We start from the raw sequence: 18498 nt of genomic DNA on the forward strand, positions 1-18498 counted from the left end.
TTCCTAAAAACCAGCGTCGTATAAGCCGTTTAAGCCTGGTGTTGCCATTGTCAGCATGCTTTTATGATCGATACCAAGCTCTAGCAAAGACGTGTCTTGATTCGGCTCAAAGGCTTTACCATTGAGTTCCCATTGTATTTTCTCAACCGCGATTTTTGCACTATCAGGATGTGGCGCAATTGCTGGTTTTATTTGGGTTTCCCACAATTCAGGAAACGTCATATTGGGAGATACCAATAACGCAAAGGGTGCACAAAACATGAGATGCTTATGCCAACAAATATAAAGTAGTTGCATACCATTAAAATTTTCGACCTTGTCTTTAGGTTCCGCGGTGTATTCTGAAATCGCTTTTACAGCCATGATTCAAACCTCTTTTATGTGTGTTAGGGTAGCCAAAGCTGCCCGTTTATTGTTATGCGACATCATCTTTATCTAAGGGTTTAATGCCCTTAATTTCGTTCCAGCGTTTCTCGTCTGGTGAGCCAGAAAAGTCCAAATTATCTTCGCCCAGATTAAAGTGGTAATAATCCGATAGCACACTCGGTAAATCCGGACCTCCGCAGTTTCCCTGGTAAATTTGATGCACCGGTAACCAAGCCTGAATATACTTTTCAGGCTCATTGTCGAAAATTTCACAACAAGCTTCAGAGCAAAAATGGTAGCGTTCTTCTTTGTAAACCGTGTCACGATGACTAAACGCAGTTGGATCGTCTGTTTCAGTAAACAAAACAGGCACCTGACACACCTGACACAATTGGGGGAGCGTTGGGTTATAGAAACGTTCACCTTTCTTCTGTAGCGCATCCCAATGCTCAAAACGAGGACGGTAATATTTATCAAAGGAGTTTGGATATTTTTCAGCAAGCCAGTCCAGCTCTTCCTTTTTAGGGATCCAAGTATGGAAGTTGGTAGCCTGGCCGTATTGATAGAATGTTGACCATAGTTGATGACTAATGTGTTCTTTTGCAGCGTTAGCAACATCCTGATACTTAGGGGGGCGAATACCATAGCGTTCTAAGTCTTTGAACAAGGCTCCACCGCTTTGCTCGTAGTAGACTTCCCAAGCTTCTTGCCACGACATCACTTTGTTCGGAAGCATGTAATCCATCATCATGCTGACCAAGCTTAAAAGGCGAAATCCTCGCCAGAACCACTTGTCTATCCACTTTTGAACGATCGGCACGTTGTCTTCGTGTTGCTCTAGCAAGAACTTGATTATTTCTAGACCCAAGGTCATATGACGGGCTTCATCGGATTGCGCCGAAAATCCAAAAGTTACAGTCGCCATGTCACCGTTGTATGCAGCACCCGACATGAAGGGCACAAACAATAAGTTGGTCAATACGTATTCAAATGAGAATGAAATAGCGGTTAAAAATTCGAAAGGACCTGCAGAGCGCGCGTCGTCAAAGAACGATTTAGGGACGGACAAAAACCATACACGATCGTGCATTAATGGCGCATCATGCAAACCATTAAAGTGCTTATTATAGTGACTCATTGCGTGCTGCTGAGTTTGTGAGTGACGAAGTTCGTCAATGGCTTGCATCTGACACGCAACTCGCGCACCCGCACCACTGAATTGTCGTCCAACCTTTGCATAGCCTTGGAACGCTGCATATTCGAGGGGAGATACACCGCTTAAAAAAAGCTTTAAAGAATTGACATAACGTCCATCTGAAATATTTTGATGCCCATTATTTTGTGCAAACGCATCGAAAATCGCATAAAGTTTTTTCTCTTTCTCTGCCTGATATTTCCAGTAAGCATCCATGGTAAGGCGGAACGGATCTTCCCAGCCGTCCCAGTCGACAATTTTTATACCTTCAAAATCTTCCTGTGGAAAAATATCAGACTTTTTCTGATAGCTTGGTTCCCAATCCATATCGCGGGTCAGGTATTGATATTTTTGCTTTAGATTTAGTTTTTTAGTCGCGGTCATTAGTTACTCCTAATTATTCCATGAAAGGATAAAGTGGTCGTCATCTTCATCAACATTGCCGCCAATACTGATGACATCTAGCAACATTTCTTGTACATCCCAATCCCGATTCAGTTTTTCTTCCATCGTTTCACGAGTGATCACCAAACGTTTTTCAGCCTGGATCCGAATCATCGCTGGTTGATACTGTATTTCCGCTTCTGGGTTGTCTTCGCTAATCGCTTCCACTAAATAACGAGCGTTTTCGTTGTCTTGAAATGCAATAAATACTTTTTGACTCATAATGCCGCCCCTGTTGATTGAAGGCCTGTTTTTTTCAATAAGGCCGCCAGTTCGTTTTGAATTTTAGGTAAAGCTTCTTTGCCAACCGTCTCTTGCGCAATGGGAGCAAGTGCTGCAAAAACCTGTGGCTCCCAAAGATTGACCCAGGCTTGTAATTTTTCTTTGTTGTCGTCGGACTCGGCCACAGCTGTTTTCACCACTGCTAAAATCCATCGGGTGGTGTCTTTGTTCCAATCACGCATAAACTCCGTCAACATACTGATATCTTTCGCGCCCAATGTGCCAAACCATTCATCCATGGCTTCATAAACAAATGAAAATAACGCTTTATCAATTAAGAGGTTTTGTAGCAGTGATAACTCAAACCAGTCTTGCACAACCATAGAATCTTCAGCCAGTTTGCGCATGGGTTGCCACATGGGGTCGTCCATCCAAAATGTTTTGCTGGTATTCAATGCAGCGCCAGTATTGCCGTCAATCATTAATGCAATGCGGGACAAATATTGGCCCATGCCAAGGTGATCCATGGACTGATAAATATGTGCCTGGGCGACTGTTGTAGCAATAGAATCACCGGCAATCATGCTGTTGTTCATATTTGCCGAGAGGTTTAAGTGCCGAAAAGGCACCAAATATTTTAGGATTTTTAACTGAATACTTTCCTCTAAGCTGGAAATAAGATCGCGCTTTTCGCAGAACTTATAACTTGTTTCAGCGCTTTCTTGCATCTTCGCTCGGTTGCCAACGTACGCGCCATAATAGAACTGACGAGGATCGCTAATTTGATACCAATCCTTCATTTTGATTGACGTGCGACTCGCATCATTTAACGAGCGTTGCGGATCCCATAGCGGCTTGTAATGGAAGTTTTCAGTTGCTTCAATATCGTAACTAGCTTCCTGATAGCGTGTTGCTGGCTTATCTCCAAAGCGACGCTTAATATGACTATAGGTATTCCTAATCGTGGAAACGGAATTAGTTTTTATTTCAACACTCATATTTTGTTACCTTGTTTGGTTAATCAACATCTCTTGTACTAAATCTTACGGGTATCACCGAAGCGCCATTTTTGAGCATCTTCATCAACTTTTTTCGCCATATCTTCGTCCATATGCACCACATTATTGTGTTTGCAAAATAGCTCGAAGGCTGCTTTAGGCAAGGCCAACTCGACGTAAAGTTCGGGATATTCAATTGCGAAATCAAACTCAACAAAGATATCCTCAGGGGCACTGCGCACTCGTACATAGCGGGTAAATGCATTAAATTTGTTCTTGTTAATATTGGCAGTCATGTTATTAAGTTGCTTAAACCATGTTTTCGTTATGTTAAAACTATGGTTAGCAACAGGCATGCCACTCATTGGAAAGCCCCCTAAAATAAAATGTAAAGTATTGATAATTAATAAGTTTAGTTGGTTTTTTGTCTTATTTTTCGTTTCAAAAAATGGGCTGGCCCAAATAAAATGTTAATGATTTAGTTAAAAATAGAACAAAATTAATCATATGATTAAACTGCGTTAAATTTTTTTTTCTGATAAATTGGCTGCAGACTGAAACGTATCGGTAAATTTCTCTATTGAAGTCAAAATAGGTGATATTAGGAAATATCATTTTCACTAAATTATTTTGAGGAAAACCATGTCCAGCAGTTTGAAAAATGAATTACTCGAAGCAAATATTAAAGACCTAACCGATCTCATTCGTTTTAGTCATGAAGACGGCAAGGTATGGTTTGGCGAGCAACGTATGCTGTTGATGCAAGTTTCTGCTATGGCTGCATTTCGTAGAGAGCTTGTAAATAGTATTGGTGTTGAGCGAGCTAAAGGTTTCTTTTTAAGGCTCGGATATCAGAGTGGACTGCGTGATGCTGAACTTTCTCGTCGCTTACGACCCCAATGCACAGATATTGAAATTTTTCTTACTGGCCCGCAACTGCATTCCCTTAAAGGTATGGTTAAAGCCAACCCTTTAAAATTAGATATTGACCAGAAAAGTGGGCATTTCTATGCTGAATTTGAATGGATTAACTCCTGGGAAGTAGAGGTAGTCCAAACTGAACTAGGTCAAATGGATGAACCCGCATGTTGGTCTTTGTTAGGCTATGCATGCGCATTTACTTCATCTTTTATGGGAAGAGAAATTATATTTCGTGAAGTAAGTTGTCGCGGGTGTGGTGATGAACGTTGTTTGATCGTTGGAAAGCCTGCAGAAGAATGGGAAGATCATGACGAGTTTTCCGAGTATTTCAAGGCTGAGCCGATCATTGAGCAGCTTTATAGTTTGCAGTCTCAAGTCAATTCCTTACGCAGCAGTTTGGAACGTCAACAGGGGCAATATTACGGAATAGGACAATCACAATCCTATAATGAAGCGTGCAAAAAAATTGATAAAGCAGCACAAGGCAAAGTATCTGTGCTGTTGCTAGGTGAAACTGGTGTTGGCAAGGAAGTCATAGCACGCAGTGTTCATTTGCGCAGTAAACGTGCCGATAAACCCTTTGTAGCGGTTAATTGTGCGGCTATTCCGCAAGAACTGATAGAGGCTGAATTATTCGGTGTAGAGAAAGGTGCATTTACGGGGGCGACCCAATCACGTGCTGGGCGTTTCGAAAGAGCAGATAAAGGAACCATATTTCTTGATGAGGTAGCAGAACTAACTCCTCGCGCACAAGCTACACTGCTGCGGGTGCTTCAAGAACAAGAACTAGAACGTGTTGGGGGAGTCCAAACACAGAAAGTTGATGTGCGGGTAATTGCTGCTACTAATGAGTCGCTGGAGCAAGCGGTTAATGAGGGAAGATTTCGTGCAGATTTGTATTATCGCTTGTGCGTATTTCCGGTAAAGATACCGCCGTTGCGAGATCGCCTAGATGATATCCCACTGCTGGTTGAACATTTTTTACAAAAATTTCATAACGATTATTCAAAACGCACATTGGGCTTGTCCGATAAAGCCTGGGATTACCTAACAAAGTATGCGTGGCCGGGTAATATACGCGAGCTAGAGAATGTTATAGAACGAGGCATTATTTTAACCGATAGTAACGAAACTATATCGGTAGACTCATTGTTTTCTTCTACCATTTCGCAATTGGAAATGACTAATGATGATCATGTTTACTCCGAGGGGCAAGTAGTAAAACCGTGTGAAAAAGACAAAGATAGTTGGATCGACGCTATCTTCGAAAATAAAATAAGCCTTGATTCTATCGAAAAGATATTAACTGAGAAAGCGATGGAAAAAGCAAATGAAAATATTTCTGGTGCGGCGCGCTTACTTGGCGTAACAAGACCCGCACTGGCCTATCGTTTGAAAAAGCATGGACTTGTCTTATAAACTAATATACCCAAGTGACCTCAAATATTTTCAGTTTATAAATAACTTTAAGCACACTTGAGTTACAGCTGTTGGAATGCTTATCCTGAGGATTCTAAGTGTAAAAAGAGACGATGTTACCAAATCGTTAAAATAAGCGAATATAGCGCCTTCATGCTGTAATCATTTAATCATTTCATTAACATTTAAAATTTCAAAACTTTCTGTTTAGTATAAAAATATCAATCAAATTTCTGTATGGTTATGATTTAATTGGTTTTTTCTAAGTATCCTCTCGCTGGCACATCTTTTGCAAATGTCATCTTTATGTTAATTAGATAAACGTAATAACGAATGCCATTCAAACAAATCTATCACTGGATACCGAAGCTACGCTTAAATCATCTCTTTACGAGTCAATCACGATTTAGTGCAATTGTTCTTGCTGTGAGTTTTTTACTCGCGTCCGGTTGTGAAGCGCCTTTAGTCTTGGATAATGTGACTTCTCAACGTGAAAAACCTCTGCAACGAACTGATTTCTACCAGGCATTTGCAAAAAACAACCAAGTAGCCGTGCTTGTTGGCAATAATGGCGTTGTTTTAACGAGCAGTGATGCGCAGACATGGTCTCGAACAATTCTGACTGGAAAACCAGCATTGCTCGACATTGCTAGTTGCCCCGATCAGCGTCTTATTGCACTTTCATTCGACAATCAAGTTTGGGTATCCAACATCACTGGCGACGATTGGATATCTATGCAAATTCCTACACAAGAGCAGTTAATGACCATTGATTGTACTCCTAACGGCGATTGGTGGGTTGCAGGCGGGTTTTTAACATTCTTGCACTCAAGTAACGATGGCCAAAGTTGGGATTCGAGCAGTCTAGAAGAAGACGCAATTATTACTAATCTGGTTTTTATTACTGAACAAAAAGCGATCGCTACCGCAGAATTTGGCATGATTTTAGTCACTGAAAATGGTGGCACTTCTTGGGAACTAACCGGTTTCCTCCCTGATGAATTCTATCCTCACGCCGCACACTTTACTACCACTAACGAAGGTTGGGTGGGAGGTCTCAATGGTTTTGTATATTACACCGAAGATGGTGGCAGCAGTTGGCAGAAACAAGCGGCAGATAGCACGGTCCCGATATATCAGTTTGTGAATGTAGATGAGGTCTTATACGCCCTGGGTGACAACGCAACGGTAATGAATCTTGTTGGTTCTAATTGGCAGACGATGCAAGCCCCTACTGCCCCCGTTTACCTCAGAGCTGCTTTATCGATAAACAAAAAATTATTGGTCGCTGGAGGGCGCGGTATGTTTTTAGCTATTGAGCCAAGTGCTGCTACTTTGTCTGCTAATGCAATGGAGCAATAAAATGTCATCTACGCATCGTTTCACGCATTTTCTGCACAAAGTTGAAGTCAGTATTTTCAAGCGCCCGTTAATGGTATTAGGTGGAATACTATTGCTGACGGTATTTTTCTTAAGCCGTATACCTGCACTAAAAATCTATACCGATTTTGCTAATCTTTTACCTCAAGAACATCCATACATTCAGCTGCATAACAGTATAAAAGACACTTTTGGTGGTGCAAATGTGTTGGTTGTTGGCGTCGAATTTGTCGAGGGTGATCTTTTTTCAAATGAAAATTTGGCGACCTTAGATCGGATCACAATGGCCGTCGATAGTTTACCCGGCGTGAATCATAATCTTGTCTCGAGTCTAACTCATCGAAATTCCCGTCATATCTGGTTAACAGAAGTGGGCAGTATCAATTCAGAACCTTATTATGATTCAACTTATGGAAAATACAGCACTCCTGAATTGCAACAGATGCGAGCCAATGTTGCCGCCAATCCCAGAGTATATGGACCCCTTGTCGCTACTGACTTCAAAATGGCACTCGTTAAAGCCCAGTTAATTGAGGGAGAGTTAGATTACGAAAAGACCTTTGCTCAACTTCAGAAAATCAGAACTGAAGAGAGTCAATTAGGGATAAGGATCTACGCTACCGGTCAGCCAGTTTTAGTTGGTTGGGCTTACACCTATATGGAACAAATTTTACAGATTTTCATCTGTACGATCTTGATCATGTTAGCGCTGCTGGTTTTTCACTTTCGTAAGGCCTATGGCGTGCTGATACCCCTAGGCGGAGTTCTGATTTCAACAATATGGGGATTAGGGATTATAAGTTTACTAGGATATAACCTAAATCCTCTAGGACTGGTAATACCATTTTTAATCGCCGCTAGAGCCATGAGCCATGGCGTGCAATTGGTTGAACGATATTATGCTGAATTGAAAACACGCCCTCAAGGAAGCGATGCCGCAAAAGCAACATTCGATAGTCTGTTTCGGCCAGGAACGCTGGGAGTCGTTTCTGATGCGGTAGGCCTACTGTTGATTGCAGTGGGTTCTATCCCGCTGAATACACACTTGGGTATTTATGCCTCTTTATGGGCAATTACGGTGGTATTAACCGTACTTGTTGGTGTACCACTACTCCTTTGTGTTCTACCGACGCCAAAAAATCCAGAAGTTAAAGAAACGTTTTTGCGTTATATCGGATCGAGTTGTTCACGCATCGTCACTCGCCCTAAAGCCGCATCAAGGTTATTAGTTGCCGCATTTTTCTTCATTATTGTTGGATTAGTAGCGGCTTCACAGGTCCAAATTGGTGATTCAGAACCCGGCTCACCTATTCTATATCCTGATCATGATTACAACATATCGTCGAGAACCATAAACGAACGCTTTCCCGGTTCTGAAGAGCTCTACATTATTGCAGAAACTGATGCAACTGGTGGGCTGAAGCGGCCAGAGGTGCTGAAATCACTCATTTCGCTACAGGCACACATGTTGTCAGATCCCGAGGTCGGCGGCAGCAAAGGTCTTACTGATCTTGTGCAGCAGGTTAATCGACTCATGCATAACAACGATCCACGCTGGTATCAGATCCCCCATGACGCTTCGTATGTTGGTGGCCTTATGTTCACTTACATGGCATCAAGCCCAATTCCAGGTGCGTTAAATGAATTCAACGATACCGATGATCGGGTTGCTAACTTAGTATTTTATTACAAAGATCGGCAAGGTGAAACAATTCGACGTGCTATCCATATGGCTAAAACGTGGATTAATGAGCACGGTAATGATGTCGCGGGTTTAAAGATTCAACTTGCGGGAGGCACCATGGGAGTCGCTGCGGCTATGAACGAGTCTGCGTTTGAAACCAATATGATCGTCCTGCCTTTAGTCTTCTTGTTGATTTTTGCTTTTGTGATGTTGTTTTACAAGTCTTTGCATGCCGGATTAATGATGCTAGCCACGATGCTTTTTGCCTCAATTTTAACCTACGCCTATATGGGCATCTATGGCATGAGTATTGATATCAATACTGTGCCTGTTGTTGCCGTTGGTATTGGTGTTGGTATTGACTATTCCATCTACATGATGGATCGCATACGCGAGTTCGTAGCTAAAAGTGGCAATCTGACGGACGCAGTTCGTCAATCAATTGCGACTACTGGTATGGCTATCAGTTTCACCGCTTTCACCTTAATTGCTGGCATTGTTATGTGGGTCATACTTTCGGACCTGAGGTTTCAAGCTGATGCTGCACTGCTGCTTTGCGTCATGATCGTGATTAACGGGTTTGCCGCTATGTTACTGGTGCCATCTTGGGTACTTGTATTCAAACCTGAATTTATTGTCAACGTCTATAGCGATGAAGACGGTGTGCTTCACACCGAAGCTGAAGATGTTGACGACGAATCCGCTGGACAGTCAATTCCGACAATAGAAAGTGGAGCACTTACTGGGAATCAAAGCCGACAATAGTTCGGTAAATTCCTTTTTGCAAATATGTGAGGACTAAGCATGCGTAAAAACACACAGAACATGAAGTGTACAATGTTAAAAATAGCACTGGGTATTGCCTTGATACCTACTCTTCAACAAATATCCTTTGCCGAGGAGGGCAGAATAAATGGTTATTTCGAAAATGCGACATATATCCGCAATGATGTTGGTTTGTCTAAATTTCGTAATACCCTGCAATTAGAAGCAGAAAAACCTATCAAATCCAAAGGTTCATTTAGCAATATGTCTTTTAATGGCACTTTTCGTCTTACTTACGACGGTGTTTATGATTTAAATGAGGAAGATTTCGGTAACAAAGCTGGAGGCCCAATATCTTTAGAGAATACAATTGGAGGCCCCGGTTCTAGCGTTACTTTCGGTGAGGGCTTAGCCTTACCTTTTACCTTTGACACTGCTAATAACCCAAATGAAGGAATGATTGTGCTTGGCGAACATCTTCATGCGACAGATGGAGGCGTAGCATTTGGTGTGCCTGTACGCTCGTGTGATAAAGACTCACGCGGGTGTATTAATGGATACCTTGACCGCGATATTGATGAGTTAAGATTTCAAGAGCTCAATGATCGTCTCGATTTTATTCGCGAGCTATATTTCGACTTTGATTTTAATCTAGATAATGGCGATATCATCAGTACTCGACTCGGTAAGCAGCAGGTAATTTGGGGACGCACTGATTTATTTAGAGTGCTCGATGTTATCAATCCAGTCGATTATTCCCGTAACAACATTTATGACGAATTAGAAGATATCCGTATTCCAATGTGGATTTTAAAAACTGATTATCGAATGGGCGCGACGGAAACATTTGATGACTTAAACCTTCAGTTGATATGGAATTTCGATAGATTTCGTCCAAATGATTTAGGCCAATGTGGTCAACCAAATGTCATTCTTGACGCCGGTTGTTTCTTTAGAGGAATGAATGCCTTATGGGATAATGGAGGTACGGTCGCTAACTTCGCCGGAGGGGTAGTAGCTACCGATTTTGGACCGGGGCAAATAGGTATACGTCAGGCTGAAATGCCTAGTTGGAGCCTTTCAAACACTCAGGTTGGATTAAAATTTGAAGGTGTTCTGGGTGACCTAGGTTTCTCACTAAATGCATTAAACTATCGTTCACAAATGCCTTCATTACGAGGTGGTATACCCGCTCAAAACTCGTTTACTGGCGAGGTGGATGCGTGGCCAGCGCTTATTGCTTTTGATATTCACTTCCCTCGCGTGCAGTTATTGGGAGGCTCAATGGACTATTATTCTCAAGGTATTGATACCGTATTTAGACTAGAAGCTGCACACACTTCTGGAGAAGAGTTTGCAAATACACTAAACGAAAATTTATATTCCGAATCAAATGTGCTGCGTTACGTAATAGGTGTTGATAAAAATATCTTTATTCCTTTCTTGAATGACAGTAAGGCGTTTCTTTTTTCAGGCCAAGTTTTTGGCCAGCACATTTTGGATCATCAAAGTGAAGAACGTTTATTAGGGGCTGCAGGTATCCCTGACTGGGAAGAAAACTGGACTGCAACCATGCTCATAAAAGGCTGGTGGATGAATGATAGATTAAGCCCTCAATTGATAGCTGCTCACGACGTTAGAGCGCAAGCAACAGCGATAGCGATGTCTGTTGAATGGATTTTTTCAGATAATCTCAAACTGACTGGAGGCGTTAACTTCAAATTAGGCACTGGAGCCCGAAAATTCGACGACTGCCGCACCTGTAACCCTTTCGCACCGTTTACCGCTGCGTTTGATGAGCACGCCGAAGGCTCCACTTTGGGCCTGCAAGGCTTCGAACCCCTAGGTCGTTTTCAATCTGGACCAATAGGTATGGCTCAAAAAGAAGATGAACTCCAATTTACAGTTCGCTACAGCTTTTAATAGAGGATAAAAAAATGAAAACATTAATTTTAAGAACAAAAATCTGTGCAGCCGCAATGAGCATTGCAAGTTTAATCGCGTCGCCTGCTTTGGCATCAGATGAGGTTATTCAGAAATCGTTTTTTCCATATGCAAACAGTAAACCCACATTTGATGGTTTGTCGGTAGGGCTTGTCATCGACCAATCTAATGTAGCTCAGTTTAAAGACATTATTGATCCAGCGTTTTTCTCATTTATTGAAAAAGGGTGGACATCTATAACTGTAGGAGATACTTCGTCCTTGGACCTACATCAAAACTATATCGATGCAAGTGCGAAAGGATACGGTAACGTAAAGCTTGGTTCCGAGGTCGGTGAAATCAATGGCTGGCAAGCAGGTCGACCCTTCCCGGCTCAGCCTAACGAAGAAGATCCGCGCGCGGGTGAAAAGATGGCTTGGAATTATAAGTATGGATACAACTGGGGAGACAGTGCCGCAATTTCACCGTTTTACTGGAAATATAAGAATATGGAATCTGCAAAAGTTGAGCGCACTATTAAGTTTAACTTTCACTTCCTTAATTTTAAAGGCAGAGTAAATCAAGTTCCAACACCCGAAATTACACCTAACCCATCGGATCTTTTCCGCTCTATATATGTGCAGGTCTTAGCCCCTGACGATGTGCGTAACACACAATTATTAATCCATCGTGCTGCCGACGACTTAAAACGCGATAACTCGTGGCTTTATCTTGGCTTCCAGCGAAGAGTAAGACGCTTAGCAACTGGACAAGTAACGGACGCTTTTCTCGGTTCAGACTTGATGATTGAAGACTTTGAAGGTTATAACGGTCGAATTTCAGATATGAATTGGAAATATAAAGCAACGCGCTATATGTTGATGCCTTTCTTTAATCATAATGACTTAACGCTTGACAGTGAAACACATGAAGATGATGAAGGCTATCAAGTGGTTGCTTTCAGTGGTAAAGGTGGTTGTTTCCCTAATATTACTTGGCAGTTACGCAAAGTTTACGAAGTAGAAGCGATACCAGTAAACGAATCACATCCAATATCTAAACGTGTGCATTTTATGGATGCGCAAACATTCACTATACCCAGAACGGTTTCATATGATCGTAAGGGTACAATGTGGAAGACGTTTACGATTGGGCAAGCACACCCTGACCATCATTTAGCAGCGAATAAAGGGTCGGGCGTATCTATTGATGACGCGTTTAGTATGATTGATGTGCAAGCTAATCATTGCACAACAGGGCAATTTAAAGGTCAAGTTGATCAAGAATTATCACCGCCTAGTATGTTTAGTGTGCAACATCTAAGAGCAACCGGAAGTTAATATTTCCAGCCTGGGGTTCGCGTCAGCGGCCCTTTTTTTTAATTTGTAATTGAGGGGACACTTATTGCCAATAAAAGTAGTCCGATTACTGTGGTTGTTTCTCGTCGAGGGATCTTTAGGCACCACATTATTTAAAGCAACCGCAATCGACGACCCTGAATATCGAATTATGTTTAAATTCAAGGGCGGGAAAGGCTTAATGCTTGGGAAGCTTCTTCACAAAGAACTGAGGTTTTGGTGAAGATTGCAGCCCTATTTTAGCCTTGGCTAGTAGACATACATTTGCTACTTAGAATCTTAGTCGTAACGGCTGTTGTTATTGTGCTAATGACCTACGTACTGATGCCGTTTATAACAAAAATCTTTTCATTTTGGTTATATCCGAAAGACAATAAATAGGTCTGAAAAGTTAATTTGTTGTCGCGAGACATCAAACAACTTTACCTTGTTGCCTTTTTGTATGAACCGAGCACCTTAACTTTATTTCGTTGACTTATCTCATGTAAAGCTGCAGCCAATCGAACGTCGTTTTGACTGCCCTCAAGTTCAATAAAAAAATGGTATTTTCCAAATGTCTTTCGGGTTGGACGCGATATGATATTAGTTAAGTTTATTTGCCTTGCAGAAAAAGATTGAAGGACTTCACCCAACAAACCAGGGTGATCGTCATCATCCAGTACAATGAGACTAGTTTTGTTGGCATTGTTGGGGATTTGGTGAGTGTTACCGCCGCTAATTGCCAAGAACCGGGTTTGGTTATTATCGTAGTCATTTACTTTGTTAATAGTGATTGCAAACTGATCAGAATCGAACGAGCCTGTAGGTACTATTGCACCCACTTTTGCTTCAGTGTCTAAACATTTGTGTAATGACTCAATATTACTTTCTGTTAATTGGATATTGATCTTATCCAGACTACTGATGAACTCGAAACACTGACCTTTTGCAACAAACTGCACAAACAACTCTTTTACCTCTTTAATATTAGGTGTGTTGGCAACAAATGAAAATTCGATGGGTAAAATAATTTCGTCAATTATACATAAATCTAACTCTACTAATTCGTCTAAGACAACCGCGATGAAACCTTCAGAAAAGTTCTCAATTGGCAAGATACCAATATCACACGAGTAACCTATTTCATGAAGTACACTTTTAATCGAGGGAAGAAAACTAATACTGAAAGACTCAGATTGTTGTTTAATAAATTTATGGGCCGCGACTTCTGAAAATGTTCCAGCTGGACCTAACGTTAAAATTTTCAACATGTTTTACTTGCCAGATCGCTGAGACGGTGCAAGAATTTTTGATTTTGAGGAGCAGGCACTCCTCGCTGTTTGCATCTTTTAACAACTGCACCAACTATTGCCTCCAGTTCGATTTGGCGCCCTTTTTCCTTGTCAATTAGCATAGACGTTTTTATGGGGATAAAGTTTTTTATAAGTTCAAATAAACTGTCTATATCTTGTTGTGTTAACTCCACACCATCGTAAAGAGCGGCAGCTGCCGTTTCTTGCATGGCCGCATAAACAATCGCGGCATAATAAGGGTTGTGAGTTAGTTCAAAAGTATTTAGTCCGGTAATTGCGGATAATGGGTTAACGCCATTATTAATCACTAGTTTTTTCCACAATTCCGTTTGAATGTCTGAAGTGAGTTCAAAGGGAATATTTGCCAGTGCCAAGTATTTCGCGAACGTAATCAGCTCATCCGGCATCATTTGACCTCTTTTGAGTATAGGCCATGGGCCATAGGTGATTTTTGCGATACCAGCTGAAACAATTTCACCTGGTTTAACAACCTCTCCCCCAATTTTGATAGCCGTGCCACCCCAAATTCTTTTAGGGTTTAAAAAGCTGCATAAAGTAGATTCGCTATCTATACCATTTTGCAGTGACAATATCGGACAGGTCGATAGCTCTAGCCATTTTTCAAGATCTTTTAATACTGTCAAAAGTTGATTCGCTTTTAAACAAACAATAATCATATCAAACTGATCACTTCGAAAATCAGTTTTCAAAGTAGTGTGGTCTAGTGCTGTTAGAGCACAAACACTTTGTATTCCTGCATGAGTTACTTTAAGCCCCTTTTTTTTAATCGCAAGTAGGTGCTCGCCTCTAGCGGTCACGGTAACCGATTTGCAGCATCTGTATAAACGGCTGGCATAAAATCCGCCAATCGCTCCACAACCTATAATTAAAATATTCATTTTCCACGCCTGACTATGCTAATAGTATTACTTTCAGTTGAGCTATGTTTTTTATCCCTCAGTAAACAGCAGAGCGATTTGATTTAGCTTTTGCTAATGAAGGTTTGAATGTCGCAGCTAATGATACAGACGATTCCAGCAATAAACCGGTGTCAGTGCCAACGCCTACAAATAATGCGTCGCACTTAATGTAGTGTTTTGCCAATTCTTTATCGCCCATAAGTATTCCCGCAGCTTTGCCAGTAGCAATAATACGCGAGATACAATTTTCAATTACACCCTGTACTTCGGGGTGCCCCGAATTTTCGATGTACCCCATTGATGCACTTAAGTCAGCTGGGTCAATAAAAATGCCTTCTACACCTTTTACTTTTAAAATATCATCTAAGTTAGTAACGCCAGTCACTGTTTTTATTTGAAGTAGAACACAAATTTCCTGATTAGCCGTCTGCCAATCCAAACCATAACCCTATTTGTGTTTGTTTCCCTTGTATGGCTAATTTGAAGTTATTAATAGGTGCTGGCAAAGTGATTCCTCAATTAGGATAAAAAACTGAGAACAGTTCCTTTATATTCATCAAACGGGGCATCAACAGGACTGCCTTGACTATATCTTATTAAAAGCTAAGCATGAGTCGTGCCAAACAATTGTTGGGAAGAACAATGACCATTATTGGCTTGTGTTTCAAAGGTCTATATGTCAAGGGGGGCAATTTTAAAGCTAAAAAAACAATATTGTTGATACATGACCCGAGGATATAATTAGTTATTTGGCAAGTTATCCTATCATTTTCATCAAATGATCATTTTACTTTGAATATTGAATCTAACTTTTGAAATTGTCAAATAGATGCCGACATCTCTCAAACTGTGTTGCTATTTCAATTGGTTGAACCGACATTCCGCAGCATTTTAGGAATATATTTATCACAATGAAATTGGAAAATCTGTGAGCTATCGGCTTATTTTTTTGTGATCTATTGACCATTAAAGTTTATATAGATGTTTATGTGATAATTAGATAACTTGCCAGGAATTGGGGCGGAATGACGGATGTAAATGTACGAGCAGATTAAAACTTTGTAAGTTTATTGGTTGATCCATTTTAAACGCACTCACAAATTTAAACACACTCACAAAATTTATTACCCAGTCTGTGGAGAATATAATGAAGTATGCGGTAATTGGTACTGGCGCTATTGGTGGTTATTACGGTGCTATGTTAGCCCGCAATGGAATGGATGTGCATTTTTTGCTCCACAGTGATTTCCATCACGTTAATGAACAGGGGTTACGGATAGATTCTATCAACGGTAACTTCAACGTTGCTGTTAAGGCATATGCCAAGCCTGAAGATATGCCACTGTGCGATGTCGCCATTGTCGCTTTAAAAACAACGAATAATCATTTGCTTGAAGTATTGCTGCCGCAGGTCGTAAAGCACACTGGGATTGTGGTGATCATGCAAAATGGCTTAGCCGTGGAGCAGGTCGCTGCTGACATTTTACCCCAGGCGAGCATTATTGGTGGTTTGTGTTTTATTGGTAGCACCAAAATTGGCCCTGGTCATATTAAACATAGCGATTTTGGGATGGTTAGTCTGGGGCATTATATGAAGGACGAATCTGCAGCCGGCATCACTCCCGAGTTGGGACTGGTGACTGAGGATTTCCTTGCTTGTGGTATTGACGTAAAACCTGTTGAGAATTTGTGCTTTTTACGCTGGCAAAAGTTGGTTTGGAATGTGCCTTTCAACGGACTCTCAGTCGTGCTTAACAGTAGTACCTCTGCACTTCTCAGTCAGCAAAACTCCCGTGAATTAATTAAATCTATCATGCTAGAGGTGATTGCCGCCGCGAATGCTTGTGGGCAGTCCCTTAGCACTTCGATGGCCGAGGTAATGCTCGTGAATACCGAGACTAAGATGCAGGGCTACGCGCCTAGTATGAAAGTTGACTATGATCACAACCGTCCCTTGGAAATTAATGCTATATATCAATCGATGATCGACCGTGCTGCGCGATCGGGTGCAGATATGAAACTTGCTAGAATGCTTGCTCAGCAGCTACGGTTTTTGAGCCGTGATGATGCTCAATAAAAAGTGTGATGAGTAAATAAAAGGGAGCAGTTCCAAATTAGACGATAATGGCTATAAGCAACACCCGCCACCCTCTTGAATAGGAGGGCATTGCACTGTGCCGTAAGAGCAATATACACAGCAATCTCCCGCCAAGGGTTTCAGCACGACTTTACAAAACTCACATTCGTAAAACCATTGACACGCATCTGTCGGCATTACTTCCGCTTTGCTTTGGTTACATTTGGGACATGTAATAGTTGACTCAAGGGTTACATTTGACATTGTGGTGGCCTTGCAGGTTTAAAAATATCTAGAAGTGACATAACAAGCATCAACATAAGTGACACATAAAACAGGTAGGTGCTCCACCCATACTGCCACAATGGGTACAAAGTTAGCAGCACAGCTATAGGCGCTAAAACGGATAACATGCCACGCCAGTGCTGCTTGTGCTTCCACCAATTAACCACATTGCCAATTAAGGCGACACTGGCAAATATAGGGAGTAGTGTATTAATAGCTATCCCTTCGAACTGGCTTAATACTCCCAGACCCATAGTTGCGCCCAACGATCCGAGTAACGGGAAGCAAGCGGCGCAACTCAATGCTGACAGCCACGTTCCCGCCAAACCTGTTTTTTCTAATATCTGTCTAAACATCGGACACCTCTGTATCATCAGAAGTAACTATAAACCCCGTAGTAAACCCCAGAGTCAACCTAGGCGTATAAAGAATTAATTACTGGGCAACTGTGCTTGTCTGGGTTTGATTCGCAGGTCGAAATAACCAACTCTAATCCACGTTGGAGCTTTACTAAGCCAGCTATTTTTTCACGAACTACTCGGATTTTGTCATGTGCTAACGATTCCATGTCGTGGCATTGTAATTCTTTTATGTTCAACAACTTCTTTGTTTCACTGAGGGTAAATCCTAGCGCCTTCACTCTTTTAATAAAGATGATTTCTTTTACAATCGAATCTGGATAAATGCGGTATCCAATGTCAGGCTTTACAGGCTGAGAAATAAGTCCCTTCTGTTCATAGAATCTGATTGTCTCAATACCTACGCTAACTTCTTTTGCAAGCACGCCAATTGTTCTTTTCATCATCACACTTAAACTCAGTAGTTTAGTACGGAGTATTCAAGATGCGTTGTCGTCTTGTCAACACTAATATCAATTGTGTTCTAGTGACTTAGTAAGCGTTGAGATTGGGTGTTTTATTACTTTGGGTGTTTTAGTTATTTTTGAGGCATCATGTTTTTCATTTTATGAAAAACGACGTTTTATTTCTATCTAACCTGAACTCGGGTTAAGACGTACCGCTTCCTCTAAAGTAATCTTAATAAAAACAATAGGTTAAAATATCACTATTTATCTAGTCGCTTATTTACTGCATCCAGTGCTGATATTATTGTGTTTATCGAGGCGAGCTTGTGAAGGAATAGCCAGCTATTGAGAGCAAGTTCAACGAAGATAGGCGCAATAATAGCGGTGCTGGACGGTATGGCTTATCCCTAGTTCAGGTTATCTATACATAGACAATATTAACAA

At 41.3% G+C, this 18498-nt stretch carries 17 protein-coding genes; 6 read left to right on the plus strand and 11 right to left on the minus strand.

Annotated elements, in window-relative coordinates:
* Positions 1 to 3 precede the first annotated feature (3 nt).
* From CXF95_RS11750 to CXF95_RS11770, 5 genes are read right to left on the minus strand one after another with little or no spacing between them, the layout of a single operon-like run.
* Positions 4 to 363, minus strand: coding sequence for a phenol hydroxylase subunit P4 (locus CXF95_RS11750; RefSeq protein WP_101198890.1), 360 nt, complete (start codon positions 361 to 363; stop codon positions 4 to 6).
* Positions 364 to 415: 52 nt separating this feature from the next.
* Positions 416 to 1945, minus strand: a complete 1530-nt coding sequence (locus CXF95_RS11755) for an aromatic/alkene/methane monooxygenase hydroxylase/oxygenase subunit alpha (RefSeq protein ID WP_101198891.1) — start codon at positions 1943 to 1945, stop codon at positions 416 to 418.
* A 9-nt stretch (positions 1946 to 1954) separates the two neighbouring features.
* Complete coding sequence (locus CXF95_RS11760) at positions 1955 to 2227, minus strand: MmoB/DmpM family protein (protein WP_101198892.1); 273 nt, start codon at positions 2225 to 2227, stop codon at positions 1955 to 1957.
* Complete coding sequence (locus tag CXF95_RS11765) at positions 2224 to 3225, minus strand: aromatic/alkene monooxygenase hydroxylase subunit beta (protein ID WP_101198893.1); 1002 nt, start codon at positions 3223 to 3225, stop codon at positions 2224 to 2226. Before CXF95_RS11765 ends, CXF95_RS11760 begins: the two co-directional genes overlap by 4 nt.
* Positions 3226 to 3263: 38 nt before the next feature.
* Complete coding sequence (locus CXF95_RS11770; RefSeq protein WP_232787803.1) at positions 3264 to 3590, minus strand: phenol hydroxylase subunit; 327 nt, start codon at positions 3588 to 3590, stop codon at positions 3264 to 3266.
* A gap of 277 nt (positions 3591 to 3867) precedes the next feature.
* On the opposite strand from CXF95_RS11770, the gene CXF95_RS11775 reads away from it, so the two are divergent.
* The 5 genes from CXF95_RS11775 to CXF95_RS11795 all read left to right on the plus strand — a co-directional run bounded on the left by CXF95_RS11775 (position 3868) and on the right by CXF95_RS11795 (position 12657).
* Positions 3868 to 5565, plus strand: coding sequence for a sigma-54-dependent Fis family transcriptional regulator (locus CXF95_RS11775; protein ID WP_101198894.1), 1698 nt, complete (start codon positions 3868 to 3870; stop codon positions 5563 to 5565).
* 333 nt (positions 5566 to 5898) lie between these two features.
* Positions 5899 to 6927 (plus strand): hypothetical protein, encoded by a 1029-nt coding sequence (locus CXF95_RS11780; RefSeq protein ID WP_232787804.1) that lies wholly within the window; start codon positions 5899 to 5901, stop codon positions 6925 to 6927.
* Position 6928: 1 nt separating this feature from the next.
* The gene (locus tag CXF95_RS11785; protein ID WP_101198895.1) at positions 6929 to 9394 is read left to right on the plus strand and encodes an RND family transporter; all 2466 of its coding nucleotides are present in this window, start codon (positions 6929 to 6931) and stop codon (positions 9392 to 9394) included.
* Between the two features lie 39 nt (positions 9395 to 9433).
* The gene (locus CXF95_RS11790) at positions 9434 to 11317 is read left to right on the plus strand and encodes a DUF1302 family protein (protein WP_101198896.1); all 1884 of its coding nucleotides are present in this window, start codon (positions 9434 to 9436) and stop codon (positions 11315 to 11317) included.
* A gap of 14 nt (positions 11318 to 11331) precedes the next feature.
* The gene (locus CXF95_RS11795) at positions 11332 to 12657 is read left to right on the plus strand and encodes a DUF1329 domain-containing protein (RefSeq protein WP_101198897.1); all 1326 of its coding nucleotides are present in this window, start codon (positions 11332 to 11334) and stop codon (positions 12655 to 12657) included.
* Between the two features lie 440 nt (positions 12658 to 13097).
* Here the strand turns inward: CXF95_RS11795 and CXF95_RS11805 are convergent, their stop codons facing one another.
* From CXF95_RS11805 to CXF95_RS11815, 3 genes are read right to left on the minus strand one after another with little or no spacing between them, the layout of a single operon-like run.
* Positions 13098 to 13925 (minus strand): prephenate dehydratase domain-containing protein, encoded by an 828-nt coding sequence (locus tag CXF95_RS11805; protein WP_101198898.1) that lies wholly within the window; start codon positions 13923 to 13925, stop codon positions 13098 to 13100.
* Entirely contained in the window at positions 13919 to 14866 is a 948-nt protein-coding gene (locus tag CXF95_RS11810; RefSeq protein WP_101198899.1) for a ketopantoate reductase family protein, read from the minus strand. Before CXF95_RS11810 ends, CXF95_RS11805 begins: the two co-directional genes overlap by 7 nt.
* A gap of 58 nt (positions 14867 to 14924) precedes the next feature.
* On the minus strand, positions 14925 to 15326 hold the full coding sequence (locus CXF95_RS11815; RefSeq protein ID WP_101198900.1) for an aldolase/citrate lyase family protein: 402 nt from the start codon (positions 15324 to 15326) through the stop codon (positions 14925 to 14927).
* 708 nt (positions 15327 to 16034) lie between these two features.
* Between CXF95_RS11815 and CXF95_RS11820 the strand changes: the two genes are divergently transcribed.
* Positions 16035 to 16964, plus strand: a complete 930-nt coding sequence (locus CXF95_RS11820) for a putative 2-dehydropantoate 2-reductase (RefSeq protein ID WP_101198901.1) — start codon at positions 16035 to 16037, stop codon at positions 16962 to 16964.
* Between the two features lie 51 nt (positions 16965 to 17015).
* Here the strand turns inward: CXF95_RS11820 and CXF95_RS30570 are convergent, their stop codons facing one another.
* From CXF95_RS30570 to CXF95_RS11835, 3 genes are read right to left on the minus strand one after another with little or no spacing between them, the layout of a single operon-like run.
* Positions 17016 to 17228 (minus strand): GDCCVxC domain-containing (seleno)protein, encoded by a 213-nt coding sequence (locus tag CXF95_RS30570; protein ID WP_101198902.1) that lies wholly within the window; start codon positions 17226 to 17228, stop codon positions 17016 to 17018.
* Positions 17216 to 17605, minus strand: a complete 390-nt coding sequence (gene merC / locus CXF95_RS11830) for an organomercurial transporter MerC (protein ID WP_101198903.1) — start codon at positions 17603 to 17605, stop codon at positions 17216 to 17218. Before merC ends, CXF95_RS30570 begins: the two co-directional genes overlap by 13 nt.
* Before the next feature lie 59 nt (positions 17606 to 17664).
* A complete protein-coding gene (locus tag CXF95_RS11835) occupies positions 17665 to 18051 on the minus strand; it encodes a MerR family transcriptional regulator (RefSeq protein WP_101198904.1) in 387 nt (128 codons plus the stop codon).
* Positions 18052 to 18498 lie beyond the last annotated feature (447 nt).

Origin of the sequence: Paraglaciecola sp. MB-3u-78, assembly GCF_002835935.1 — a bacterium.
Taxonomy (GTDB): Bacteria; Pseudomonadota; Gammaproteobacteria; order Enterobacterales; family Alteromonadaceae; genus Paraglaciecola.